A 23715-nucleotide genomic window follows, 5' to 3' on the forward strand; every position below is an offset into this window, starting at 1 on the left:
GGCAGCCGCGCCCCGCACGCCACCGTTCTCCCACGGCACGCGTCCGGGTGCCGCGCGGCGCTTTCAGCTCTCCCGGCACCACCGGGATTCTCTGTGGGGGTTCATCACTGTGCGCATGCGCAGCACCTCGACCGCGACGGCACTCGCGGTCCTGTTCAGCTCGGTGGCGCTGAGCGTCGCCACGGCCGGCGGCGCGTCGGCCGCCGCGGCCGTCGTCACCAGCCCGGGCGGCCTCGCCGTCGACGACGCCCTGCAGCGCGTCTTCGTCAGCGACCAGGCCGACGGCCAGATCCTGGCCGCCGACTACAACGGCACCTTCCTCGCGCAGGCCGCCGGCTTCGGCCGGGTCAGCGACCTCGCGGTCTCCGACGACGGCGCCACCCTGTACGCGGCGCTGCCCGACAGCCACGAGATCGTGGCCCTGAACGCGGCCGACCTCCAGGTCAGGACCCGCTACCCCGTCGCCACCGGCACCGGTCCGGTGCACGTCGCCTTCGCCGGCGGCAAGGTCTGGTTCTCCTACGGCGACCAGTGGGACGGTGACCTGGGCTCCGTCGACCCGGCCGTGGACCCGTCGAGCGGCGCCGACCCGGTGGCACTGGCCCAGATCCCGACCGAGGGCACCGGGTCCGGGATGTGGGGGCAGGCCCTGCTGGACACCGACCCGCTGCGGCCGGGCCTGCTGGCCGTCGGCGAGACCGGGGACTCCACGGGCACCGAGGCCGTCCTCGACGTGTCCGGCGCCACGCCCGTCGTGACCGCCTGGCACGACACCTCCTACGCCCTCAACGACGGCCTCGGCGACATCGACCTCGTCGCGGGCGCCGACCAGGTCCTCGTCAACGGCACCGACCGGCACGCCTGGGCGAACGGCACCCTCACCAAGGCCGGCGCCTACCCGGCCGGCCAGCGGGCCGACGTCGGCCGCAGCGGCCTGATCGCCCAGATCACCGGCACCAAGGTCGCGATCTACCGGCCGAACGCCACCCAGCCGGTCCGCACCTACAGCACCGGCACCCAGTCCGCGGCCGACGTGGCCTGGGCCGGGGACTCCTCCCGGGTCTTCGCCCTGATCGCGACCAGCGGCGGCTACACCCTCAAGGCGCTCACCGACCCGACGAAGAACGTCCCCACCCTCACGGTCAACGCCCCGTCGACCGCGACCCGCGCCAAGTCGCTCACCGTCACGGGCAAGCTGTCCGCGACCGTGCCCCTGCCGGCCGGCGCCCGGCTCTCGGTCACCCGCACCGACCTGGAGAGCCCCGGCGGCAAGGCGCTCGCGTCCGTCACCGTGAAGGCCGACGGCACGTACTCCTTCACCGACACCCCGCCGGCCGGCGGCACGGTGAAGTACACCGTGAAGTACGCGGGGGACGCCGAGCACACGGCGGCGACCGCCTCCGACACGGTCGACGTCTCCCGCGCGTCCACCTCCCTGAGCCTGAACAACAACGGCAAGACCTACGCGTACGGCGCCGACGTGAAATTCACCGCGCACCTCGGTACGACGTACAAGAACCGCTCGGTCTCGATCTACGCGGACCCCTTCGGCAGCGACAAGGGCAAGAAGCTGATCAAGACCGGCACGGTCAACTCCGACGGCAACATCAGCGCCTGGGTGGACATGACCCGGGACACCGCCGTCACCGCGGTCTTCTCGGGCGACGCCCGCTACAAGCCCAGGACGGTCAAGTCCACGGCGTACGCCAAGGTCAAGATCTCCACGGCCGTCTCCAAGCACTACAAGACGGCGAAGATCGGCTCGACGACGTACTACTGGTTCCACAAGAGCACCGACCCGCTGCTCACGACGACCATGACGTACTACCCGGGCCGTCAGCAGCGCTTCGACCTCCAGGTCTACTACCAGGGCACCTGGTACTCGGCGGACTCGGAGTACTTCCCGCTCGGTACGAACGGCAAGTCGGCCGTCTCTCTCGGCGCACCCGGCGAGTCGGGCATCCGGGCGCGGATGCGGTCGGTGTACGTCAACGGCTCGTCCGGGGACACTGTGAACTCGACGACCTACGGGTCGTGGAAGTACCTGTACTTCAGCAACTGACACGGACGGCTGGGGAAGCCCGGAGGGAATGCTCTCCGGGCTTTCGCCGTTAGGGGTGGCAGAAAGTTCAACGCTCAACTAAACTGGGCGTACCAAGGAGGTACCGACATGCCTGCAGTGACCGTCGAGAACCCGCTGACGCTCCCCCGCGTCGCCGCGTCCGCAGACGCCGTGGCCCGTCCCGTACTCACCGTCACGACCGCACCGAGCGGCTTCGAGGGCGAGGGCTTCCCGGTACGCCGGGCGTTCGCCGGGATCAATTACCGGCATCTGGATCCGTTCATCATGATGGATCAGATGGGGGAGGTGGACTACGGTCCCAACGAGCCGCGGGGCACCCCCTGGCACCCGCATCGGGGCTTCGAGACCGTCACGTACATCATCGACGGCACCTTCATCCACCAGGACTCCAACGGTGGTGGCGGAACCATCACCAACGGTGACACCCAGTGGATGACGGCGGGCTCGGGTCTGCTCCACATCGAGACCCCGCCCGAGTCGCTGGTGATGTCGGGAGGGCTGTTCCACGGCCTCCAGCTCTGGGTGAACCTGCCGGCCAAGGACAAGATGAAGGACCCGCGCTACCAGGACATCCGCGGCGGCCAGGTCCAGCTTCTGACCTCCCCGGACGGTGGCGCGCTCCTTCGCGTGATCGCCGGTGAGCTGGACGGCCACCAGGGCCCCGGTATCACCCACACCCCGATCACGATGATCCACGCGACGCTGGCGCCGGGCGCGGAGATCACGCTCCCGTGGCGTGAGGACTTCAACGCGCTGGCCTACGTCCTGGCCGGCCGCGGCTCGGTCGGCAGCGACCGGCGTCCCATCCACCTGGGGCAGACGGCGGTCTTCGGCACCGGCGGCTCCCTGACGGTCCGCGCGGACGAGAAGCAGGACTCCCACACGCCGGACCTGGAGGTCGTGCTCCTCGGCGGACAGCCGATCCGTGAGCCCATGGCCCACTACGGCCCATTCGTCATGAACACCCGTGAGGAACTCCAGCAGGCGTTCGAGGACTTCCAGAAGGGACGGCTGGGGACGATCCCCGCCGTGCATGGAATGTCGGAGGGTGGCCTGTAAAGGGCTGCGGAGGCGAGTACGGTACGACGAGGCCCGAAGCCGCAAGTTGGTGTTGCGGCTTCGGGCCTGTTCTCTTGGCTGCTACGGAAGCACGTAGAAGGGCGCGCCGTTCGGAGCGCGGCCTACCTGCCGTACGCATTTCTGCTCGGACAGCAGCTCGAGGCTGTCGTGGACGCGGTCGGGCGACAGCCCGGTGCAGACGGCGATCTCGTCCACGCTGTAACCCGCGCCGCCGTGCAGGAGCGCCGGGGCAAGGTGGGCGGCCACCGCGTGGACGTCCTCGGTGACGACCAGGTTCCGGGACTTCCAGTTGGCAAGGAGCTGCTGGGGCGTCAACTCAGGGGCCTCGACGGGGCGGTAGCGGTCGCCGGAGCGTCGGAGGGCCTGGGCGATGTCTCGTAGCGAGTCGATGATCGTGTTCTGCTTGTCGTCGATCCGCCGGAGCGCTTCGTCCGTCCGGGACACCCGCTCTTCGAGCCGGACCAGTGCGTCGGCGAGCTTTTCGGGCACGGCGTACGCGGTGCGCTCGGCGGGAGCGGGCTGTACGGGCGCCGGTTCCAGGGTGTAGGAGCCGTCGCGCTGGATGGTGGCGATGACTTCTGAGACCCAGTTCTTGAAGGGCTGGGACTCTGGTTTCGTGCAGCCGTTGACCAAGCGGATCAGGCCCGGGAGATCGATGACGTTCATGTCTCGGCGCCACTCCCGACCTGCGGGAACGCTGAGACCATAACCTCCAGTTAGGTTCCCAAGAATCTCTCGGTGCTCTGTGGGGACATGGTCCGCCAGAGTCTTCGAAGGGTTCCTGTAGCCCAGTTCCTTGAGTACGTCTGCGACGGGAAACCAGTGCGTCCCGTCCGGCATAGTCAGCCTTCGTACCCGGGCCCCCGTGGCCGCGTACACGAAGTCGTTGATGTCGATCGCGTCCTTGCGCGTCGTGTTCTGCTCGTTCATCGAGCATCACCTCCGCGTCGGAACCTATGCACACGGAGGTGCAACTCACGTACATAGCAAGGACGTTCATCCGAAAGGTGGGCAGACGTACCGATTCTGCCGACCGCGTCAGCCCTTCACGCCCGCGACGAACGCGGCCCACGCGGCCGTTCCCAAGAGCAGTGCTGGACCGGTGGGGTTCTTGCTGTCACGAACGGGAATGAGGTCCGGGTTGCCGTCGGCGACCTCCACACAGTCCCCGTTGTCGGGGCCGCTGTGGCTGGACTTGCGCCAGGTGGTGAGGGCCGACGCGTCAGGGATGTGGTGGGCGCTCATGGTTGCCGTAGTCCTCCGCCACCGACTCGATCAGGTCCAGGGACGCCTCCGGCGGCAGTGCGGCGGCCCTGGTCAGATCGTATGCGTCGCGGTAACGGCGGACCAGTGACGGATCGTCGGTCAGTGAACCGGTGTGCAGCGCCTCTGCATAGGCCATGTCAGGAGCGTCGGCGAAACGCATCAGCTTCACCATGCTGCTCATGGTCGCGTGGGCTCCCACGCTGAACGGGACCACCTGGACCATGATCCGGCCGTCGCGCCCCAACTCCGCGATGTGCCGGAGCTGTTCGGCCATGACGACAGAGCCGCCGACCACCGTCCGGATCACGGTCTCGTGCAGGATCACCCACACTGTGGGGCTGTCCGGAATCGCCAGGATGCGGGCACGCTCAAGCCGGTTGACAACCTTCTTGTCAAGGTCGGCGGCCGTGTAGTTGGGCTTGCCCACTTTGAGCACGGCCCGCGCGTACCCCTCCGTCTGCAACAGCCCGGGCACCAGCGAAACCGCATACTCCTCGATGAATAGGGCCAGTTGCTCCGCCTCCGCCGCTTCCTGGAAGTGCTCGGCGAAGCGGGACTTGGCGAGTGTCTTGCGCCAGCGGGTGAAGAAGCCGCCGGTGCCCAGGACTTGGTCGAGGCGCTGTGCGTCCGCGTGTGAGGGCGTGCGGCGGCCCGCCTCGTAGTGGGCGATGAGGGACGGTGAGCACACGATCCGCTCGGACAGGTCGGCCTGGGTGAGACCGGCGGCCTCTCTCCTGCGGCGCAGCTCGTCGCCGTACCGCTGCTCGTTGGAGAGTGGTTCCTGATGCCCTGCTCGACCTGTCATCCGCGCAACGCCCCTTCTTGACAGTCGCGTTGTAGAGCCGATCACTCTGTCCACGGTAGCCGCGCACCGTCACTCTTTGGATACGAACAGTGAGATCAGCCAGGTGAGAGGGCGGCGGTGGATATGGATATCGGAGCGCTGGTGGTGGACACGCGTGACGGGCGGATCGGTGTGGTCATGGGGAAGGAGGGGCCGTATGTGCAGCTACGGCCTCTGCAGGGTGGTGTCGAGTGGGACGTGCCCCCGGACCTTCTCCGCGCGTCGGAGCCCGGCGAGGTGCTGAGTGCCAAGGTGGCCGTCGCCAACGGGAGGTGGGGGAAGTGAGCGGGCCGCGTGCCGTCGTACGGCAGGTGCGCTGGACGCTGGAGCCGGACCGGGAGCCGGACGCCGAGCCGGTCACGTACGCCATGGAGTGTGCGGTGTGCGGTGAGCGGTCGGAGTCCAGCGTGGACTTCGGGGTGCCGCAGGGGTGGGTGCTGGCGCACGGTGGGCGGAATCCGTCGCACCACAGCTATCGGGAGGTCATCGTGCGGCCTTGGCGTGCCTGGTGGAGGCCGTGAAGCCGGGTCGTGGTGACAGCTCGTCACCTGTCCGGCCGACCGCGCAGGACAATCCCGTGGGCGCGTGATCCGCTGGAGGTGTGCGCCTGCTACCCGACCCCGTCCGCCGCCTGGCCGCCTGGTGCGCCGTCGCGCTGCTCGTCGCCGGGGTTGGCTACGTCGGGATTCTGCTGTGTGCGGAGTTGCGTACCGCCGTGGTGCCCGTGCTGCTCGCTCTGCTCGGGACCGCGTTGCTCGGGCCGTTGCACCGGTGGCTCATCAAGGTCGGGGTCGGGCGGTCGCTTGCCGCCGGGCTCACCTGTGTCGCCGTCGTCTGCGTGGTCGGCGGGGCCGTGTACATCGTCGTCGCCGCGCTCATCGACACGGGGGACGAGATCGTCGCCTCGCTCAAGGACGCGGCCCAGGGGGTGGCCGAGCACTTCGGGGCCGCCGGGACCTCGCTCGACGACGTCGCGTCCAACGCCAGGAAGTTGCTCGGGAAGTTCGGGGGGACCGCCGCCTCCGGGGTCATCAGCGGGGTGAGTGTGGTGGGGGAGGTCCTCGCGATGGGGGTGCTCGCGCTCTTCCTCGTGTTCTTCTTCCTGCGGGACTCTGATCGGGCCGCCGGGGCGCTGCGGTCGATGGTTCCCGCCTCCTCCGGTGATCTCGTCGAGGCCATGACCCGGCGGGCGTTCGAGGCGGTCGAAGGGTTCATGCGGGGGACCACGGTCATCGCCCTCATCGACGCCACCTGCATCACCGTCGGGTTGCTCGTGCTCGATGTGCCGGGGGCCGTGGGGCTGGGGGCGCTTGTCTTCGTCGGGGCCTACATCCCTTATCTCGGCGCCTTCATCTCGGGCGCCGTCGCCGTGCTCGTCGCGCTCGCCGACCGGGGGTTCGTCATCGCGCTGTGGGCGCTGGGGGTCGTGCTCGCCGTGCAGGTGCTCGAAGGGCATGTGCTGCAGCCCGTCATCCAGAGCCGTACCGTGCAGATGCATCCGGCGGTCGTGATGCTCGCCATCACCGCCGGGGCCTCCGTCGCCGGGATCGTCGGGATGCTGCTCGCCGTGCCGCTCACCGCCGCCGCCTTCGGGATCGCGCACGAGCTGCGGGAGCGTTACGCGGAGGACGCCTCCGCCGTCGACTCGTAGAGCTCGAACCAGATGCTCTTGCCCTCGCCCCGCGGGTCGACCCCCCACGCGTCCGCGAGGAGTTCGATCAGCATCAACCCGCGGCCGGAGGAGGCCAGTTCGCCGGGGCGGCGTTTGTGGGGGAGGTCGTCGCTGCTGTCGGTGACCTCGATGCGCATGCGGCGGGTGCCGGGGCCGTCGCCGTGCACCTCGGCGAGGAGCAGCGCGTCGGCGTCCGTGTGGACCAGGACGTTCGTCAGCATCTCCGACAGGAGCAGGACCGCCGAGTCGATCTGGTCCTGGGAGGGCCAGTCGTGGAGGAGCTCGCGCAGCTGTTCCCGGGCCACTCCCACGCGTTCCGGTTCCGCCTGGGCCACCGAGAGCATCGTGCGGCGGACCTGGGGCGGGGTCACCGTGTCGCCGCAGCCGCAGCCCTCTCCCTCGCGGTGCAGGAGCAGGACCGCGATGTCGTCCTCGCGGCGGTCGGCCAACGGGCCCCGCGTGTGGTGGGAGGAGGGGCCGTGGACCCCCTGGACCAGGGCGTCGGCGAGTTCTTCGAGGTCGTCGCCCTTGTGCTGCTCCAGGATGGCGCGGACCCGCTGCCAGCCCGAGTCGAGGTCGTGGCCGCCCGTTTCCAGCAGGCCGTCGGTGCAGACCATCATCGTCTCGCCGGGTTCGAGGGTGAGACGGGTGGTGGGGTAGTCCGCGTCCGGGTCGATGCCGAGGGGGAGGCCGCCGTCGGTGCGGCGGGCCAGGACCGTGCCGTCCGCCATGCGGATCGCCGGGTCGGGGTGGCCGGCGCGGGCGATGTCCAGGACGCCGGTGGCCGGGTCCACCTCGACGTACAGGCAGGTCGCGAAGCGCAGGTCCGAGGGGTCCTGGTCGTCGTACGTCATGCCGTGCAGGAAGCGGGAGGCGCGGGAGAGGACGGCGTCGGGGCGGTGGCCCTCCGAGGCGTAGGCGCGCAGCGCGATCCGCAGCTGGCCCATCAGGCCCGCCGCCCGTACGTCGTGGCCCTGCACGTCTCCGATCACCAAGGCCAGGCGGCCTCCGCCGGGCAGCGGGATCATGTCGTACCAGTCGCCGCCGACCTGGAGGCCGCCGCCGGTGGGGACGTAGCGGGCGGCGACGCTCAGGCCCGGTATCTCGGGGCCCAGCTTGGGGAGCATGGAGCGCTGGAGGCCGTCGGTGAGCTCGCGGGCGGATTCCGCCGCCTCGGCGCGGGAGAGGGCCTGGGCCAGCATGCGGGCGACCGTGGTGAGGACCGAGCGTTCGTCGGGGGTGAAGGCCACCGGGTAGGCGAAGGCCGCCATCCAGGCGCCCATCGTGCGGCCGGCGACCGTCAGCGGCAGGAACGCCCAGGACTGGCGGTTGAAGTGGGCGGCGAGGGGCCAGGTGACCGGGTAGCGCTCGCGGTAGCGCTCGGGGGTGGAGAGGTAGACCGCGCGGCCGGTGCGGACCACCTCGGCGGCCGGGTAGTCCGTCTCCAGGGACATGTGGGAGAAGGGGCCCTCGTCACCGGGCTGCTGGCCGTGGTGGCCGATGATCTTCAGGCGGTCGCCCTCGACGCCGAAGACGGCCAGGCCGTCGGGGGAGAAGCCGGGCATGGAGAGGCCCGCGGCCACGCGCAGGACCTCTTCGGTGGAGCGGGCCTCGGCCAGGGCGCGGCCCGCGTCCAGCAGGAACGCCTCGCGGGAGCGGCGCCAGTCGCCGGTGATCGTGGTGCTGCTGTTGCGGGCCGCGGCGGTGGCCGGTGAGGGTTCGGTGACCTCCTGCATGGCGCCGATGAGGACGAAGGCGCGGCGCTCGGCGTCGTAGGACGGCTTGGAGCGGCTGCGTACGACGCGGATCACCCGGTTCTGCTCGTCCATGATCCGGATGCGGACCTCGGCGAGGGTGCCCTCGGCGACGGCGAGCTGGATGACGCCGGTGATCTCGTTCCAGTCCACGGGGTGCATGCGGGCGCGTGCCTGGACCTCCGTGAGGGTGGTCGCCTCGGCCGGGAGGCCCAGCAGTCGTGCGGCCTCGGCGTCCACGGTGACCAGGCCCGTCGCGGTGTCCCAATGCCACAGGCCGGTCGCGAGGGCGGCGAGTACCTCCCCCACGGCGGGCAGAGGCTCACCAGTGCGCATTGCCCCACTGTAAGAAGAGGTGATCGAACGGTGCCACTGATGGGCCATGCATGCATACGACGGAAAGGGTGGAGAGGCGATCTTGGGGTGGCCGGTACCCTTGGGAGGTCCGGGCACCATGGCCCGTTCACGTCGGGGAGTGACCCTCGGCACACAGCCCACACTGTAAGGACGATGAACGACGATGCATCGGTACAGGTCCCACACCTGCGGCGAGCTCCGCTCCTCTGACGTCGGCACCGACGTCCGGCTGAGTGGCTGGCTGCACAATCGGCGCGACCTGGGCGGCATCCTCTTCATCGATCTGCGCGATCACTACGGCATCACGCAGCTCGTCGCCCGGCCGGGCACGGACGCCTACGAGGCCCTCGACAAGGTCTCCAAGGAGTCGACCGTCCGCATCGACGGCCGCGTTGTTTCACGTGGAACCGAGAACGTGAACCCGGACCTGCCGACCGGTGAGGTCGAGGTCGAGGTGAGCGAGGTCGAGCTGCTCGGCGCCGCCGCCCCGCTGCCGTTCACGATCAACGCCGAGGACGGGGTCAACGAGGAGCGGCGCCTGGAGTACCGCTTCCTGGACCTGCGCCGTGAGCGCATGCACAAGAACATCATGCTGCGGACGGCCGTGATCAGCGCCATCCGTCACAAGATGACGGCCCTCGGCTTCAATGAGATGGCGACCCCGATCCTGTCGGCGACCTCTCCCGAGGGCGCCCGCGACTTCGTGGTCCCCTCGCGCCTCAACCCGGGCAAGTTCTACGCCCTGCCGCAGGCGCCGCAGCAGTTCAAGCAGCTGCTGATGATCTCCGGCTTCGACCGCTACTTCCAGATCGCGCCCTGCTTCCGTGACGAGGACGCCCGCGCGGACCGTTCGCCGGGCGAGTTCTACCAGCTCGACGTCGAGATGAGCTTCGTCGAGCAGGAGGACGTCTTCCAGCCGATCGAGAAGCTCATGACCGAGCTGTTCGAGGAGTTCGGCAACGGACGTCATGTGACGTCCCCCTTCCCGCGGATTCCGTTCCGCGAGGCGATGCTGAAGTACGGCTCCGACAAGCCGGACCTGCGCGCCCAGCTGGAGCTGGTCGACATCACCGACGTCTTCGAGGGCTCGGAGTTCAAGGCCTTCGCCGGCAAGCACGTGCGCGCGCTGCCGGTGCCGGCGGTCCAGGACCAGCCGCGGAAGTTCTTCGACCAGCTCGGCGACTTCGCCGTGACGCTGGGCGCGAAGGGCCTGGCCTGGGTGCGGGTGGCCGAGGACGGTTCGCTGTCCGGTCCGATCGCGAAGTTCCTCACCGAGGAGAACGTCGCCGAGCTGACCAAGCGCCTGTCGCTGGCCGCCGGGCACGCCGTGTTCTTCGGCGCGGGCGACTTCGACGAGGTCTCGAAGATCATGGGCGCGGTGCGGGTCGAGGCCGCCAAGCGTGCCGGGCACTTCGAGGAGGGCGTCTTCCGGTTCTGCTGGATCGTCGACTTCCCGATGTACGAGAAGGACGAGGACACCGGCGCCATCGACTTCTCGCACAACCCGTTCTCGATGCCGCAGGGCGGTCTTGAGGCCCTGGAGACCCAGGACCCGCTGGACATCCTGGGCTGGCAGTACGACATCGTCTGCAACGGTGTCGAGCTGTCCTCCGGTGCGATCCGGAACCACGAGCCCGAGATCATGCTGAAGGCGTTCGAGATCGCGGGCTACGACCGGGAGACGGTCGAGGAGAAGTTCGCGGGCATGCTGCGCGCGTTCCGCTTCGGCGCCCCGCCGCACGGCGGCATCGCCCCCGGCGTCGACCGCATCGTGATGCTGCTGGCCGACGAGCCCAACATCCGCGAGACCATCGCCTTCCCGCTCAACGGCAACGCCCAGGACCTGATGATGGGCGCGCCCACGGAGCTGGAGGAGGCGCGGCTGAAGGAGCTGCACCTGTCGGTGCGCAAGCCGCAGCCGAAGTAGGTCAGTCGAGGGGAGAGGGCTCGGAACCGGCGCCGGTTCCGAGCCCTTTCGCTTTCTTTGAAGGAGCCACAGCCCGCACCCACGCCCCTGACAGTCTCCGTCCCTACGGTTCGGTGCCCATGACGGGAAATCAGCAGCACAACGAGCCGAAGCACAAAAGGGATCTGACGCGTCGCAAGGTCGTGGTGGCCGGGGCCGGTGCGGCCGTGGCGGTGGGTGCGGGTGCCGCCCTTGCCACGGGCGCGTTCGCCGGCGAGGAGGCGGGCGCCGCCTCCGCGAGCGGTACGTCCACCGCGGAGGTCTGTTACAAGCTCACCTCGGAGACCACCGAGGGGCCGTACTACATCGACGCCGACAAGATCCGCCGGGACATCACCGAGGACAAGGAGGGCATCCCGCTCGTCCTGAACCTGAAGGTCATCGACTCCGAGACCTGCAAGCCGATCGCGGACGCGGCGGTCGACATCTGGCACTGCGACGCGCTGGGCATCTACTCGGGCTACGAGAGCCTGTCGACCGGCGGTGGCGGCACGGCCCCCACCGACGCGCCCTCGGGGGCGCCGAGCGGCACGCCCACCGGTGAGCCGCCGTCCGGGGCGCCCTCCGGCGGCACCGGCGGCGGCGGGCACGAGGAGCCCACCGACGACGAGCGCTATCTGCGCGGCACCTGGAGGACCGACCAGCACGGCAAGGTCACCTTCAGGACGATCTTCCCGGGCTGGTACCGGGGCCGCACCGTCCACATCCACACCAAGGTGCATGTGGACGGCGAGTGGACCGACGCCGGTTACGAGGGCGGGCACACCTGCCACACCGGGCAGTTCTTCTTCGACGAGGAGTCCGTGCTGGCGTCCGCCGAGGTCGAGCCGTACTCGACCTCGACGACCGAGCGCACCACGCTCACCGAGGACACCATCTACGACCAGAGCGGCACCGCGGGTGGGCTGCTCAAGCTGAAGTACGCCAGGAAGAACATCGCCAAGGGGGTCGTCGGCTCGATCACGATGGGCGTCGACCCGGACGCGACGAACGACGGAACGTCGCTGTAAGGGCGGCGCCCACGGCCAGCAGGACGCCGGCGATCGTGCCCAGCAGCAGGGTGTGGTCGCCGGCTCCGGTGTCCGGCAGGTGCGGGGGGTGCGAGTTCGAGGGCGTGGGTCCCGGTGCCGGGTCCGTCGGGGACGGCGTCGGCGTCGCGGTGGGCGTCGGGGTGGGGGTCGGTGTGGGTGTCGGTGTGGGTGTCGGTGTGGGTGTCGGGGTGGGTGGGGGTGTCGGGTCCGGGGCGGTCACCCAGCGGTTGGTGACGATGCAGTCCACGCCGGTCGCGGGCACGGTCACCGGGAAGGACACCGCACCCGCCGACTCCGTCGCCGCCACCTCCGTACCGTCGCACTCGGCGCGGACGAACTCCCAGGAGCCCTCGTCGGTGGCGGCGGGCAGCGTCTCGGTGACGGTGTGGTCGCCGACGGCCAGTTCGTGCCAGGCCAGGTCGACCGGGGTGTCCTCGGCGGTCGTGGTGGCCGAGCCGAGTGCGGTGCCGTTCTCGTCGGTGAAGGGGAACGGGCCGCCGGTGCCGCCGACCGTCCGCTTGTGCAGGGCGAGCGTGCCGACGGCCGCGGTGGTCGTCGGGGCGTCGGTGTAGACGCAGGTCACGGTGTCGCCGGCGGCGAGGTCGACGCTCGCGGTGCCGTCGGCGCGTGTGCTGGTGGTGCTGGTGCCCTCGGCCGACTCGCAGACCAGGTTCACCAGCCGCCAGCCCTCGGGGACGGTCTCGCCGAACGACCAGGGCTCGTCGCCCGTGCCCTTGGTGGCGGCACGGCGGAAGGACTGCTGCGCGGGCGCCCCGTCCGTCACGGCGAGCTCGAAGCTCTTGTCCTCGGTGTAGGAGATGGAACCGGTGAAGGGGAACGTCTCGGTCGCGTCGCTGCCCTCGACCTGTTTGCGGACGACGACAGTTCCCGCCGCGGCGCTCGCCTTCACCGTGTAGTAGAAGCAGAAGACATGCCGGTGGCCGGTCGGGTAGGCGGCCCGGTCCACGTTGTCGTTGCGCTGGTGGTCGACCGCGCAGCGCAGCGCGCCGAAGGCGTAGGTGTCGCCGAAGGCGGCGGTGTTCAGCGGGTCGGTGGGGGTGCCGCCCTGGATCTGGAGGCGGCGGTTGGCCGCCAGGGTCGCGTCCGTCGTGCCGAGTACGACGGTGACGGCGCCGGCCAGGGTCCGGCCGGTCGGGTCGCCCTGACTGTCCAGCAGCGGGGTCGAGGCCGCGGTGACGGGCTGGACGCCGGAGTCGCTGGGGACGACCGTGGACAGTCCGCCGACCTCGCCGCCGATGCCCCGGCCGAGGGTGAACCGCCAGCCGGCCAGGGGGCGGCAGCGGGGGTCGTTCGCCTCCTCGACGGCCGCGTCGACCGGGTCGCCGACCGCGTACACCGAGTCCTTGCCCAGGTCCCGGAGGGACTGCTGGTTATTGTCCCGGGCGTTGTTGGCCATGATGTCGGTGTACTCGTCGCATTCGCGGGCGGCGAGGGTGAGCCGCAGGCCATCGGCGCGACGGCGGGGTGCCGGGGGCTCGGGGGAGGCCGGGGGCGCCGGTTTGCCGGTGGGGGCCGCGGTGCCGGCCGGCAAGGCGGGGGCCGCGGGGGGCGGGGCCGAGGAAGGGGACGCGGACGCGGAGGCCGGTGCCGCGGGTGACGCCGGGGCCAGGGCCGCGGCGGTGGCCGTCGGGGATGCGGACCCCGTGGGGGACACGGACTCCGTGGGGGACGCGGCAGCCGTCGGTCCGGTTGCCGTCGGTTGGCTCACCGTCGGTTCGCTCGCCGTCGGTTCGCTTGCCGTCGGTCCCTGCACTCCCAGCGCGAAGGCGGCCGCCAGCACCAGCGCGGCCACGTACAGCGGTCTCGGTCGTCGTCTTGTCACACCGCAGAGCGTGCGAGGCGGCGCGGCCCGGGAGCGGTACGCCACTCCCGGACCAGACGCATGATCAACCGATCGTCCTACAGGCCCAGCGACAGGTACGTCGCGTCCAGCTCCGCCACGTCCAGCCCCGCCGCCTGACGGACCATGCGGATCGCGCGGTAGATCTGGTTGATGTGGGCGATGTCGTGGCCGACGACCTTCTTGATCATGACCTCCATGGTCTCGCCGCCCTGCTCGCCGTGGTGGCCGGTGCGCTGCCAGTCCTCCGGGGACAGCCCCGCGAGCAGCGCCACGTTCGAGGCGCGCAGCCCGGTCCACGCGTCGAGCATCTGACGGAACGGCAGGCGGGGCAGCGGGGCCCACTTCTCCTCGTCGTACCCGGGGTAGACCGGGGCGTCCTCGGTGGCGACCAGCCGCCAGCGGAAGCCGTAGACGATGTCGACGTCGAAGAGGTGCCCGACGGTGAACGCGGCCGGCCACTCGCCCTCCTCCGGGACCGTCTCGGCGAGCTCGGTCGGCAGGTCGGCGAAGAGCCGTGCGGCCCACACCGGGGTCTTGGCGAGGACGTCGAACGGGTCGCGCTCGGCGGCGACTTCGAGGAGGGCGGTGACGTAGGCGGCGGGGTCCTCGGTGGCGGAGGGGATGTCGATGCGGGGAACGTCGGTGTCGGTGACGGTCATCGGGATCTCTCAGGTGTGAAGGGATGGGTACGGAAGGTCAGTTGGTGGCGGCGGCCACGGGCTCGGACGTCTCCGTCGCCGGTGCCTCGGTCTGCCGTGCGCCCGGCTTGGCGCCCAGCACCAGGACCGCGCCGAGGGCGGCGACGGCGGCGCAGACGGTCCAGTGCAGCGGGGCGTTGATGCCGTAGAGCAGGCCGCCGACGGCCGGGCCGAGGGTGCCGCCGAGGGTGTGGGCGAGGCCCTCGGCACCCTGGTAGCGCCCGCGCAGGTGGGCCGGGGAGAACTCGGCCGGGTAGGCGTTGGCGATCGGGGTGTAGATCGTCTCGGCGACCGTCCACAGCACGACCGTCAGGGCCAGCAGCCACACCGCGTTCATCGCGCCCGTCAGGCCCATGCCGGCGCCGAGCAGCAGCAGGCCGAGGGCGATGACGCGGCGCGGGTCGCGGCGCTCGGTGTGCCGGGTCAGGGGCAGCTCGATGACCACGCACAGCAGGGCGTTGAGGCCGAGCAGGAGGCCGTAGACGGTGTTGGAGAAGCCGGCGTCGGTGACGTGCAGGGGGAGGGTCGCGGTGGTCTGGCCGTAGACGAAGGTGGCCGCGACCATCGACAGCAGGAACAGGACGTACGGGCGGTCGGTGAAGACCTCGCGGTAGCCGCCCTTGCCCGCCGCCTCGGCGGCGGTGACCGGGGCCTGGGCCGGGCGGCCGGCCGGCAGGAGCAGCAGGGCCAGGGTGCCGAAGGCGAGGGAGAACAGGGCGTCGCCCGCGAAGACGTACGTGTAGGAGTGGCCGCTGAGGAGGCCGCCGACCAGCGGGCCGACCGCCATGCCGACGTTGACGGCGAGTCGCAGCACCGCGAACGCCATGACCCGCTGTTCGCCGTCGACCACGTCGACGAGCAGCGCGCCGGCCGCCGGGCGGTACAGCTGGGCGAAGACGCCGACCAGGCAGACCAGGGCGGTCGTGGTGATCAGGCCGTCGGTGAAGGGGACCGTGGCGGTGGCCGCCGCCGAGCCGAACATCGACACCGCGATCGCGCTGCGCCGGCCGAACTTGTCGGCGACCGTGCCGCCGATCATGTTGCCGACGAAGGTGCCGAGGCCGACGGCGGCGACCGCGAGGCCCGCCTGGGCGGTGGAGTAGCCGCGGGAGACGAGGAAGAGCACGAGGAAGACGTTGAGGAAGTTCCCGAACTTGATCAGGAACATGCCCGCGAAGATCACCCAGGCGCTGCGGGGCAGCTGGCGCAGGCGTCGGTGCAGGGGGGCGGTGTCCGCCATGGGGGTGGCTCCTTCAGGAGGGGAGATCGGAAGGGGTGTCGGCCGACCGCGGCACGCCGCGCGCCGTCACCAGCGCGCAGACCACCAGTCCGTAGGCCGCGGCGGTGGTGACGGCGAAGAACGTGGCCGCCCGGTCGACGGCGGCGCCGGGGCCTTCGGTGATGTCTCCCGTGGGCACGAAGTAGGTCTCGAGGGTGATCTTCAGTGCCGTTCCGATGAGGGTGAGCAGGAAGGCGGCGGTGGTCACCACCAGGAGGAACGGGCGCGTGCGGGGCTCATGCATGGCAGGGCGGTCCTTGGGGCGGGCGGGGCGGAGCCCGAGACGGGAGACGTGCGGCGGGAGCGGTAAGGGGGATCAGAGGGGGAGCCGTGCGGCGAGGGCGGTAAGGGGGATCAGAGGGGGAGCCGTGCGGCGAGGGCGGCGCAGTGTCAGCCGGCGGGGGCCAACTCCTTCTGCTCGGCCGGGGCTTCGGACGCCGCCGGGGCTTCCGCCGCCGGAACCCGGCTGGCCAGCACCAGGACGCAGGCCGCCGCCGCGAGGGCCGCGCAGCCGAGGGTCACCGGCGTGTAGCTGTGCGTCGAGTCGGCCATCTGGGCGCCGAGTTCGCTGGTGAGGGCGGTGCCGAGGGCGTGGACGGTCCACACCAGGCCCATGCCGAAGCCGCGCACCTCGACGGGGAGGACCCGGGCCGCCCACATGGTGGTGGCGATGACGGTGGCCAGGTAGCTGATGCCGAAGACGATGCCGAAGGCGATCGCGACCGTGCCGGTCGGGGTGAGGGCGACCAGCAGCATCGCCACGCCGCGCACCGCGTACGCGCTCACCAGCACCGCCTTGATCCGGCCCCGGTCGCACAGCCAGCCCGCCAGCAGACCGCCCGCGATCTCGAAGACGCCGAGCAGGGCGACGGCGGTGGAGGAGACGGTGTGGCCCAGGCCGTGGTCGTGCATCAGCGGGATGAAGTGCACGTCGATGAAGGCCATCGTGGCCCCGCACGCGAACATGGCCAGCGCGAGGCGGCGCAGGTCGCCGTTGCGGGCGGTCAGCCGGAACCGCGCGGCGAAGGAGAGGCGGACCGGCTCCTCCGTCTGCTGCGCGGAAGCCTCCTCGTCCGCGTCCGCGGACGTCACCTTCCCCGACGCCCGCGCCACCAGCAGTGCCACCGGTGCCAGCACGAACAGGAAGGCGAGACCGACCACGAGCAGGACGTGCTGCCAGCTCGCCCAGGTGCCGAGCCAGGACCACAGCGGCACCAGGACCACGAAGCCGACAGCCGCGCCGTTGGTGAGCAGCGCGTACATCAGGCCCTTGCGGCCGTCGCGGAAGAGCTCGTCGACGAGGACGCCGAGGGGTACGTACGACAGCATCGTGGAGGCCAGCGCGGCGACGACGGCGTACACCGCGACGAACAGCCACAGCCGGCCGGCGAGCGCGCAGCCGACGAGGGCCGCGCCGGACAGGGCGGTGCCGACGGCGAGGGTGGCGGCGCCGCCGATGCGGTCGGCGATCGCGCCGACCAGCGGGGAGGCCACCGCGACGGTGACGGCGAAGAGGGTGGTCGCCCAGGCGAGGGCGCCGCGGGAGCCGCCGAAGGTGTCGGCCATCGGCACGAAGTAGACCTGGACGGTGTTCTTCAGCGCCGAACCGGCGAGGGTGAGCAGGAAGGCCGCGGCGCTCAGCACCAGCAGCAGGGCCCGGACATGGGGCTTAGACATGGGTCACCTCGGGGGAGTGCGCGGCGGACTGGGGGCGGCCCTCGCAGTCGTAGGGCTGGCGGAAGTCGAAGGCGTGCGGGGTGGAGCCGTGCGTGTCGAGGTGCTCCAGACGCCGGCAGGCCTCGCTCCAGGTGGGGATCTCGGTGTCGGCCACCCACCAGGCCGCGTACAGCTTGTGGGGGATCTGCGCGAACCAGCGGCGGCGGTCGCGCAGCGCCTGCCGGTGCAGACCGCCGTACGCGTACGCCTTCACGGACGCGAGGTCGGTCCACAGCGAGAGGGTGGAGGCGCGGGTGTCGGTGTCGTCGGTGCGGCCGCCGGTGTAGAAGGAGGGCGCCTCGAATCGTCCCCAGTCGCCGTAGTCGCGGCCGAAATTCGTCCACTTCGTGTCGGCGACATCGATCGCGGTGGCGCGTGCGATGAAGCCGGGGCTGGTTTCGGAGGCGCCGAAGACCAGCGGCTCCAGTGCGTTGAAGTCCTCGTTCGACAGGTGCGGATACGGCTGTTTGAGCACGGCGAACGTGGTCATGGCGATCCTTGGCATGGCCTCGATGTTCCCGGCCCGGCGACGGCTGGGGAAGGGGAACGGGCGGGCACCAAAGTGCGTGGCACAAAAGTGCCAGGGGGCCTTTTCCGAAGGGCCGCTGCGTCTTTTGTGCCGGGCATTCTTGTGCCAGTCGAAAAGTATTTTCCCGCCGGAATTCATGGCCCAGAGTTCTCGGCATGACCCAGCAATCAACGACCTCGCGATCAACCGGTGCCCCCACGCTGCTCGTCGTGGGCGGACGGATCCAGACCCTGCGCAAGGCGGCCGCGCTCGGTGTCCGCTTCGTGCTGATCCAGCACCAGGACCACTTCGTGCCGGAGGCGGCCCAGCTCGCCGAGGCCGTGATCATCGCCGACTACACGGACTGGGAGACCACCCGCCCGCTGGTCGAGGCCGCGCACACCGCGTACGGCTTCACGCGGGTCGTGTCGATCACCGAGCCGGGTCTGGTGCCGGCCGCGCGGATCAGCGACCACCTGGGCCTCGGGGGGACCACCGAGCGCACCGCCGAACTCCTGCGGGACAAGCGGGCGATGCGCGATCTGCTGGCCGCGTCCCCGGACACCCGGGACCTGTCGGTCGCCGCCGCCGAGGTGACGTCCGCCGACGATCTGCTGGCCTTCGGCGCCGCGCACGGCTACCCGTTCGTGCTCAAGCCCGCCGACGCCACCGCGAGCCTCGGTGTCGAGCGCATCGACGGGCCCGAGCAGGCCGCCGCCGCGTGGGCCGGGGTGGAGGCGCTGCGGGCGCGCACCGATCTGCAGTGGGGGAACTTCTTCCACATCGAGCGCTTCCTCGTCGAGCAGTACATCTCCGGGCCCGAGTTCAGCGTGGAGTCCTTCTCCTTCGCGGGCCGGCACGTGGTCCTCGCGGTCACGGAGAAGCTGACCGGCGGCGAGAACGGGTTCATCGAGTTCGGGCACGCGCTGCCGGCCCGGCTGACCCCCGAGCAGGAGCGGAGCGTGGAGGACACGGTCGCCCGGTTCCTCGACGCGCTCGGCCTCACCGACGGCGCCGCCCACACCGAGCTGCGGCTCACCCCCACCGGGCCGAAGATCATCGAGAGTCACAACCGCATGGGCGGCGACCGCATCTTCGACCTGCTCGACGCCGCCTACGGCATCGACGTCGAAGAGTGGATCGTGGCCTGGCAGTTCGGGCTGATCCCGGCCCTGGACGCCCGCCCGGTGCCCGAGCGCGCCGCCGCCACCCGCTTCCTGTCCGCCCGCCCCGGCACGGTCGTCGAGGTGCAGGGCGCCGAGGAGGCCAAGCAGCTGGCCGACGTCATCGACGTCGAGACCACCGTCAAGCCCGGCGACGTCCTGGGCGAGCTGCGCGGCAACTGGGACCGCGCCGGCCAGGTGCTGACCACCGGCCCCGACACCACGGCCGCGATCGCCACCGCCGAGGCCCTGCTGGAGCAGGTCACCGTCGTCACCGTCGAGCTGGCGCGGGAGGTCGCGGCATGAGCGGCGCGCAGATCCTGCTGATCATGCGGAACACCTACGCGTGGCACCGCGAGCACATCGAGACGCTGGAGCGGATGGGGCTGGAGATCCACCTCGCCACCGGTGTCAGGCAGGCCGCCGACGACGGCCGCTTCGCCTCCGTGATCCCGGTACCGGAGGAGCTGGAGGGCGAGTCGATGGCCGCCTTCTGCGCCGACGAGGCCCGCAAGCTCGGCATCACCACCGCGATCACCTTCTACGACAGCGACATCGCCGTCACCTCCCGCACCAACCAGCTCCTCGGCCACACCTGGCCGCGCCCGAAGGCCGACGCGATCTCCCGGGACAAGAAGCTCCAGCGGTCCTTCCTCACCGAACACGGCCTGCCCGCACCGCGGTTCGCCGGCGTGACCGGCGTCGAGGCGGGCCTGAAGGCGGCCGAGGACTTCTCGTACCCCTTCATCGTCAAGCCCAGCGCGCTCGCCGCGAGCATCGGCGTCAGCCTGGTGCGGGACCGCGACGAGCTGGAGCGGGCGCTGACCGACGTGGCCCGCCTCGCCGAGGAGTGGGGCGGCTACTTCCCCAGCGACGGGCCGGAGATCGCCCTCATCGAGGAGTTCCTGCCCGGCAAGGAGGTCACCCTCGACGGTGTCGTCGTCAACGGCGCGTTCCACCTCGTCGGCGTCACCAACAAGATGCAGATGCCCGGCCCCTACTTCGAGGAGGACTTCTACACCCTGCCCTTCCGCACCCCGGAGGAGGAGCCGGAGCTGGTCGCGGTCGCCGAGGGCATCGTCGCCGGACTCGGCGTCCAGCACTGCCTGTTCAACGCCGAGTTCCGGCAGGACGCCCAAGGGCGTTACCGGGTCGTGGAGTTCGCCACCCGCATGAGCGGCGGCCAGAACTACCGCAACCTGCGCGAGGTGCACGGCATCGACGCGGTACGGCTGTACGCCAAGGCCGTGCTCGCCGGGGACGACGAGACGATGCGGGCCGCCGTGCTCGACGGCGAGGTCCGCCGGGCAGCCACGCCCCGCGCGGCGACCTGCATCAAGTTCGCCTACCGGACCGGCACGCTGGTCCGCAACAACCCCGGCGACGCCTACCACTCCCCGTACTTCCGCTCCTACATCCCCGCCTCCAAGCCCGGTGACCGGCTGCGCCGCGCGCCGGAGGGCTGGTACGAGATCGCCGGCTCGCTCGCCGTCGCCGCGCCCTACCGCGGCGTCGAGGACGTCGACCGGGTGGAGCGGATCGCCGCCGAACTGGACGAGCAGCTCGACGTGGTGATGGTCCCGCCCGTGGCCGTGCCGCCGGCCGTCAGGGGCGCCGCGTGATCTTCCGCATGGGCATCACCGAGCCCACCGCCATCGACCCCTACAAGGCCCAGGAGGGCGAGGGCATCCTCGTCTGCAAGGCCCTGTTCACGGGGCTGCTCGCGCTCGACGAGGACGGGGAGCTCATCCCGGCCACGGCCCGGCAGTGGGAGTCCGACCCGACCGCCACCACCTGGACGTTCCGGCTGCGCACCGACACCGTGTTCAGCGACGGGGAGCCGGTCACCGCGCGCAGTTTCGTGCGCGGCTGGCGGCGGGCCCTCGACCCCGAGGCCAACACCGAGACCGCCTACCACCTGGCAGGCGTCCGCGACTTCACGGCCGTGGACGACGCCACGCTGGTCGTCGAACTCGCCGAGCCGGACGTCCAGTTCGACCTCAAGACACTCCAGCCGATCTTCTTCCCGGTGCCGTCCTGGACGCCGGCCGCGCTGGAGCCGTCGTACAACGATCTCCCCGTCGGCAACGGCCCGTTCGTGATGGACGGCCCCTGGCGGCACGGCGAGGCCATCCGGCTGCGGCGCAACGAGCGGTGGTTCGGGCCCCGGCCCGAGATCGAGGAGATCCACCTCGACATCCTCGACCCGGTCACCGCCCTGGACGACGAGTACGCCCGGTTCGTCGACGGCACCTACGACTACGCGCGGATTCCGCCCGCACGGACCAAGGAGGCCGCGCAGCACGGCGGTTACCTGGAGCAGGAGGGCGCCGGGCTCTTCTACCTCATCCCCTTCTGCCACCAGGCACCGATGGACTCGGTGGACGCCCGCCGGGCGGTCTCCGCCGCCGTCGACCGGCAGGGGCTCATCGACACCCACTTCCACGGCAGCCGTACGGCCGCGCACTCGCTGCTGTCGCCGTGGTTCGGCAAGGCCCACACCCCGCGCGCCGAGCTCGACGACGACTGGACGGCCTACGACCCGGACCGGGCGCGGGAAGCGGCCGCGCGGGCCGGCCTCGGACCCGGCACCCGCGTCGACCTCGCCTACAACACCGGCGCCGGGCACGACGACTGGGTCATCGCCCTCGCCCAGCAACTCGAGGAGGTCCACGGCTGGCAGGTCCAGCTGCTGCGCACCGACGCGCGCGGCCTCGTCGACCACCGCACCTCCGTCGCCGCGGCGGGCCTCTGCCGCGCGGGCTGGGCCTGCGACTACCCCACCCCCGACAACATGCTCTTCCCGCTGCTGCACTCCTCGTGCACCGCGCCCGACGCCGAGGGCACCGCCCACGGCGACAACGAAGGGCGGTACGCCGACGCCGAGTTCGACGCCCTGGTGGCCCGCGCCCGCGCCGCCCGCGACCCCGCCGAACGCGTCGACGCCTGGCGGCGCGCCGACCGCATCGCGATCCGCGACCTCGCTCTCATCCCGCTCTGGTACCGCACCGACCAGCGCGTGTACGCGGCCGACCGCATCGGCGGCCTGCGCATCGACTTCGACGGCAACCCGACCTTCACGACCGTGACCGCAAGGAGCACCCAGCGATGAGCACCACTCCCGTGTACGACATCCTCGGCATCGGCTTCGGGCCCGCCAACCTCGCCCTGGCCATCGCGCTGGAGGAGCGGAACTCACCGCTGACCGCACGCTTCCTGGAGGCCCGCCCGAGCCCCGAGTGGCAGCCCGGGATGCTGCTCGACGGCTCCGACATCCAGAACCACCCCAGCCGCGACCTGGTGACCCTGCGCAACCCGCGCTCCCGCTACAGCTTCCTCAACTACCTGCACGAGCAGGGCCGGCTGCTGCGCCACCTCAACCTCCCCTCGGAGTTCCCGCTGCGCAAGGAGTACGCCGGGTACATCCGCTGGGCGGCCGGTTTCTTCTCCCACCTCGTCGACTGCAACCAGCGCGCCGAGGGCCTCGAGGTCGTGGAGGAGAACGGGGAGCGGCTGTACGAGGTGACGACCATGTCGGGCCGCCGCTACCTCGGGCGCACGCTGGTGATGGGGCCGGGGCGGACGCCGTACGTCCCGGCGCCGTACGACTCGCTGCGCAGCGACCGCGTCTTCCACCTCACCCAGTACCTGCCGAGGCTCGCCGCGCTGACGGCCGACGGGCAGCCGGCGTCGGTCGCCGTCATCGGCGGCAGCCAGAGCGCGGTGGAGCTGGCGCTCGACCTCGGCCGGCGCTTCCCGCGGGCACGGGTCACGACGTACACCCGCTCCCACTCGCTGCGGCAGAAGGACACCAGCCCGTTCAGCGAGGAGGGGTACTTCCCCGAGTTCACCGACTACTACTTCCGGGCCTCGCGGGACGGCAAGAAGGCGCTCGACGCCTACATGCACCCGACGAACTACTCGTCCGCCGACATCGACGTGCTGCGCGAGCTGTACCTGGAGATCTACGAGCAGGAACTCGACGGGGACCAGCGGCTGTTCGTGCGGGGCAACCTGGAGGCCACGTCCGTGACGGCCGCGGGGGACCGCGTGACCATCGACTTCCTGGAGCGCAACACCGGCGAGACGGTCACCGACTCGGTCGACTTCGCCGTCCTCGCGACGGGCTTCCGGAACATGGGGCCGGGAGCGCACGAGGAGCTGTGCCCGCCGCTGATGGCCGGGCTCGCCGACCGGTTCGCCAAGGAGAGCGACGGGCGGCTGGAGGTGTCCGGCGACTACGCCCTGAAGCCGGTGGCCGAGGGCACGCCGCCGCTGTTCCTCAACGGGCTGTGCGAATCCAGCCACGGGATCGGTGACGCCGGGTCGTTCAGCCTGCTGTCCCTGCGCGCCTCGACCCTCACCGACGCCCTCACCGACCGTCTCTCCGCCCGCGCCACCACCGACCGCAGTGCCGTCCTGGCCGCCGCCTGA

General features: G+C 70.9%; 21 protein-coding genes. 11 read left to right on the plus strand and 10 right to left on the minus strand.

Features of this window, described 5'->3' with window-relative positions; all coding sequences use genetic code 11:
• Positions 1-115: 115 nt before the first annotated feature.
• A complete protein-coding gene (locus tag DI272_RS44600; protein WP_181387291.1) occupies positions 116-2062 on the plus strand; it encodes a YncE family protein in 1947 nt (648 codons plus the stop codon).
• Positions 2063-2170: 108 nt separating this feature from the next.
• Positions 2171-3142 (plus strand): pirin family protein, encoded by a 972-nt coding sequence (locus DI272_RS23315; protein WP_109497230.1) that lies wholly within the window; start codon positions 2171-2173, stop codon positions 3140-3142.
• Positions 3143-3223: 81 nt separating this feature from the next.
• Here the strand turns inward: DI272_RS23315 and DI272_RS23320 are convergent, their stop codons facing one another.
• The 3 genes from DI272_RS23320 to DI272_RS23330 form a co-directional block, all read right to left on the minus strand.
• Positions 3224-4093 (minus strand): Bro-N domain-containing protein, encoded by an 870-nt coding sequence (locus tag DI272_RS23320; protein WP_109497231.1) that lies wholly within the window; start codon positions 4091-4093, stop codon positions 3224-3226.
• Between the two features lie 108 nt (positions 4094-4201).
• Complete coding sequence (locus DI272_RS23325) at positions 4202-4408, minus strand: DUF397 domain-containing protein (protein WP_109497232.1); 207 nt, start codon at positions 4406-4408, stop codon at positions 4202-4204.
• Entirely contained in the window at positions 4386-5234 is an 849-nt protein-coding gene (locus DI272_RS23330) for a helix-turn-helix transcriptional regulator (RefSeq protein ID WP_109497233.1), read from the minus strand. The genes DI272_RS23325 and DI272_RS23330 overlap by 23 nt, the downstream gene beginning before the upstream one ends.
• A 123-nt stretch (positions 5235-5357) precedes the next feature.
• Here DI272_RS23330 and DI272_RS45460 point away from each other — a divergent pair, with 123 nt between their 5' ends.
• The 3 genes from DI272_RS45460 (at position 5358) to DI272_RS23345 (ending at position 6924) form a co-directional block, all read left to right on the plus strand.
• Positions 5358-5558, plus strand: a complete 201-nt coding sequence (locus DI272_RS45460) for a hypothetical protein (protein ID WP_109500992.1) — start codon at positions 5358-5360, stop codon at positions 5556-5558.
• Positions 5555-5794, plus strand: a complete 240-nt coding sequence (locus DI272_RS23340; protein WP_375138060.1) for a hypothetical protein — start codon at positions 5555-5557, stop codon at positions 5792-5794. The genes DI272_RS45460 and DI272_RS23340 overlap by 4 nt, the downstream gene beginning before the upstream one ends.
• 80 nt (positions 5795-5874) lie before the next feature.
• Positions 5875-6924, plus strand: coding sequence for an AI-2E family transporter (locus DI272_RS23345; RefSeq protein ID WP_109497235.1), 1050 nt, complete (start codon positions 5875-5877; stop codon positions 6922-6924).
• Here the strand turns inward: DI272_RS23345 and DI272_RS23350 are convergent.
• Positions 6891-9035, minus strand: a complete 2145-nt coding sequence (locus DI272_RS23350; protein WP_109497236.1) for a SpoIIE family protein phosphatase — start codon at positions 9033-9035, stop codon at positions 6891-6893. The genes DI272_RS23345 and DI272_RS23350 overlap by 34 nt on opposite strands.
• Before the next feature lie 184 nt (positions 9036-9219).
• Here DI272_RS23350 and aspS point away from each other — a divergent pair, with 184 nt between their 5' ends.
• Positions 9220-10983 (plus strand): aspartate--tRNA ligase, encoded by a 1764-nt coding sequence (aspS, locus tag DI272_RS23355; RefSeq protein WP_109497237.1) that lies wholly within the window; start codon positions 9220-9222, stop codon positions 10981-10983.
• A 119-nt stretch (positions 10984-11102) separates the two neighbouring features.
• Positions 11103-12032, plus strand: coding sequence for an intradiol ring-cleavage dioxygenase (locus tag DI272_RS23360; RefSeq protein ID WP_109497238.1), 930 nt, complete (start codon positions 11103-11105; stop codon positions 12030-12032).
• On the opposite strand, the gene DI272_RS45465 is transcribed toward DI272_RS23360, so the two are convergent.
• The 6 genes from DI272_RS45465 to DI272_RS23395 form a co-directional block, all read right to left on the minus strand.
• Positions 11983-13896, minus strand: coding sequence for a hypothetical protein (locus DI272_RS45465; RefSeq protein ID WP_258314638.1), 1914 nt, complete (start codon positions 13894-13896; stop codon positions 11983-11985). The two genes, DI272_RS23360 and DI272_RS45465, sit on opposite strands and share 50 nt — an antisense overlap.
• Positions 13897-13973: 77 nt before the next feature.
• Positions 13974-14576, minus strand: a complete 603-nt coding sequence (locus DI272_RS23375; protein WP_109497239.1) for a DinB family protein — start codon at positions 14574-14576, stop codon at positions 13974-13976.
• 37 nt (positions 14577-14613) lie between these two features.
• On the minus strand, positions 14614-15855 hold the full coding sequence (locus tag DI272_RS23380; RefSeq protein WP_109497240.1) for an MFS transporter: 1242 nt from the start codon (positions 15853-15855) through the stop codon (positions 14614-14616).
• A 13-nt stretch (positions 15856-15868) separates the two neighbouring features.
• Complete coding sequence (locus DI272_RS23385) at positions 15869-16138, minus strand: hypothetical protein (protein WP_109497241.1); 270 nt, start codon at positions 16136-16138, stop codon at positions 15869-15871.
• 146 nt (positions 16139-16284) lie between these two features.
• Complete coding sequence (locus DI272_RS23390) at positions 16285-17571, minus strand: MFS transporter (protein WP_109497242.1); 1287 nt, start codon at positions 17569-17571, stop codon at positions 16285-16287.
• Positions 17564-18100, minus strand: a complete 537-nt coding sequence (locus tag DI272_RS23395) for a DUF3291 domain-containing protein (protein ID WP_258314639.1) — start codon at positions 18098-18100, stop codon at positions 17564-17566. The genes DI272_RS23390 and DI272_RS23395 overlap by 8 nt, the downstream gene beginning before the upstream one ends.
• Before the next feature lie 194 nt (positions 18101-18294).
• Here DI272_RS23395 and DI272_RS23400 point away from each other — a divergent pair, with 194 nt between their 5' ends.
• The 4 genes from DI272_RS23400 to DI272_RS23415 are packed head-to-tail and all read left to right on the plus strand — an operon-like array spanning position 18295 to position 23715.
• Positions 18295-19587, plus strand: a complete 1293-nt coding sequence (locus tag DI272_RS23400; RefSeq protein ID WP_109497244.1) for an ATP-grasp domain-containing protein — start codon at positions 18295-18297, stop codon at positions 19585-19587.
• Positions 19584-20903 carry an acetyl-CoA carboxylase biotin carboxylase subunit family protein gene (locus DI272_RS23405; protein WP_109497245.1) on the plus strand — a complete coding sequence of 440 codons (1320 nt, stop codon included), beginning with the start codon at positions 19584-19586 and terminating at the stop codon, positions 20901-20903. Before DI272_RS23400 ends, DI272_RS23405 begins: the two co-directional genes overlap by 4 nt.
• Complete coding sequence (locus DI272_RS23410) at positions 20900-22393, plus strand: ABC transporter substrate-binding protein (RefSeq protein WP_146238381.1); 1494 nt, start codon at positions 20900-20902, stop codon at positions 22391-22393. Before DI272_RS23405 ends, DI272_RS23410 begins: the two co-directional genes overlap by 4 nt.
• A complete protein-coding gene (locus tag DI272_RS23415) occupies positions 22390-23715 on the plus strand; it encodes a lysine N(6)-hydroxylase/L-ornithine N(5)-oxygenase family protein (protein WP_109497247.1) in 1326 nt (441 codons plus the stop codon). The genes DI272_RS23410 and DI272_RS23415 overlap by 4 nt, the downstream gene beginning before the upstream one ends.

The organism is Streptomyces sp. Act143, from assembly GCF_003143935.1.
Lineage (GTDB): Bacteria > Actinomycetota > Actinomycetes > Streptomycetales > Streptomycetaceae > Streptomyces.

What these genes read in the sequence shown, in the direction of transcription:
- DI272_RS44600 (WP_181387291.1), top strand. Translation starts at nt 116, where the DNA reads ATGCGCAGCACCTCGACCGCGACGGCACTCGCGGTCCTGTTCAGCTCG.
- DI272_RS23315 (WP_109497230.1), top strand. Translation starts at nt 2,171, where the DNA reads ATGCCTGCAGTGACCGTCGAGAACCCGCTGACGCTCCCCCGCGTCGCC.
- DI272_RS23320 (WP_109497231.1), bottom strand. Translation starts at nt 4,093, where the DNA reads ATGAACGAGCAGAACACGACGCGCAAGGACGCGATCGACATCAACGAC.
- DI272_RS23325 (WP_109497232.1), bottom strand. Translation starts at nt 4,408, where the DNA reads ATGAGCGCCCACCACATCCCTGACGCGTCGGCCCTCACCACCTGGCGC.
- DI272_RS23330 (WP_109497233.1), bottom strand. Translation starts at nt 5,234, where the DNA reads ATGACAGGTCGAGCAGGGCATCAGGAACCACTCTCCAACGAGCAGCGG.
- DI272_RS45460 (WP_109500992.1), top strand. Translation starts at nt 5,358, where the DNA reads ATGGATATCGGAGCGCTGGTGGTGGACACGCGTGACGGGCGGATCGGT.
- DI272_RS23350 (WP_109497236.1), bottom strand. Translation starts at nt 9,035, where the DNA reads ATGCGCACTGGTGAGCCTCTGCCCGCCGTGGGGGAGGTACTCGCCGCC.
- aspS (WP_109497237.1), top strand. Translation starts at nt 9,220, where the DNA reads ATGCATCGGTACAGGTCCCACACCTGCGGCGAGCTCCGCTCCTCTGAC.
- DI272_RS23360 (WP_109497238.1), top strand. Translation starts at nt 11,103, where the DNA reads ATGACGGGAAATCAGCAGCACAACGAGCCGAAGCACAAAAGGGATCTG.
- DI272_RS23375 (WP_109497239.1), bottom strand. Translation starts at nt 14,576, where the DNA reads ATGACCGTCACCGACACCGACGTTCCCCGCATCGACATCCCCTCCGCC.
- DI272_RS23380 (WP_109497240.1), bottom strand. Translation starts at nt 15,855, where the DNA reads ATGGCGGACACCGCCCCCCTGCACCGACGCCTGCGCCAGCTGCCCCGC.
- DI272_RS23385 (WP_109497241.1), bottom strand. Translation starts at nt 16,138, where the DNA reads ATGCATGAGCCCCGCACGCGCCCGTTCCTCCTGGTGGTGACCACCGCC.
- DI272_RS23390 (WP_109497242.1), bottom strand. Translation starts at nt 17,571, where the DNA reads ATGTCTAAGCCCCATGTCCGGGCCCTGCTGCTGGTGCTGAGCGCCGCG.
- DI272_RS23395 (WP_258314639.1), bottom strand. Translation starts at nt 18,100, where the DNA reads ATGACCACGTTCGCCGTGCTCAAACAGCCGTATCCGCACCTGTCGAAC.
- DI272_RS23400 (WP_109497244.1), top strand. Translation starts at nt 18,295, where the DNA reads ATGACCCAGCAATCAACGACCTCGCGATCAACCGGTGCCCCCACGCTG.
- DI272_RS23405 (WP_109497245.1), top strand. Translation starts at nt 19,584, where the DNA reads ATGAGCGGCGCGCAGATCCTGCTGATCATGCGGAACACCTACGCGTGG.
- DI272_RS23415 (WP_109497247.1), top strand. Translation starts at nt 22,390, where the DNA reads ATGAGCACCACTCCCGTGTACGACATCCTCGGCATCGGCTTCGGGCCC.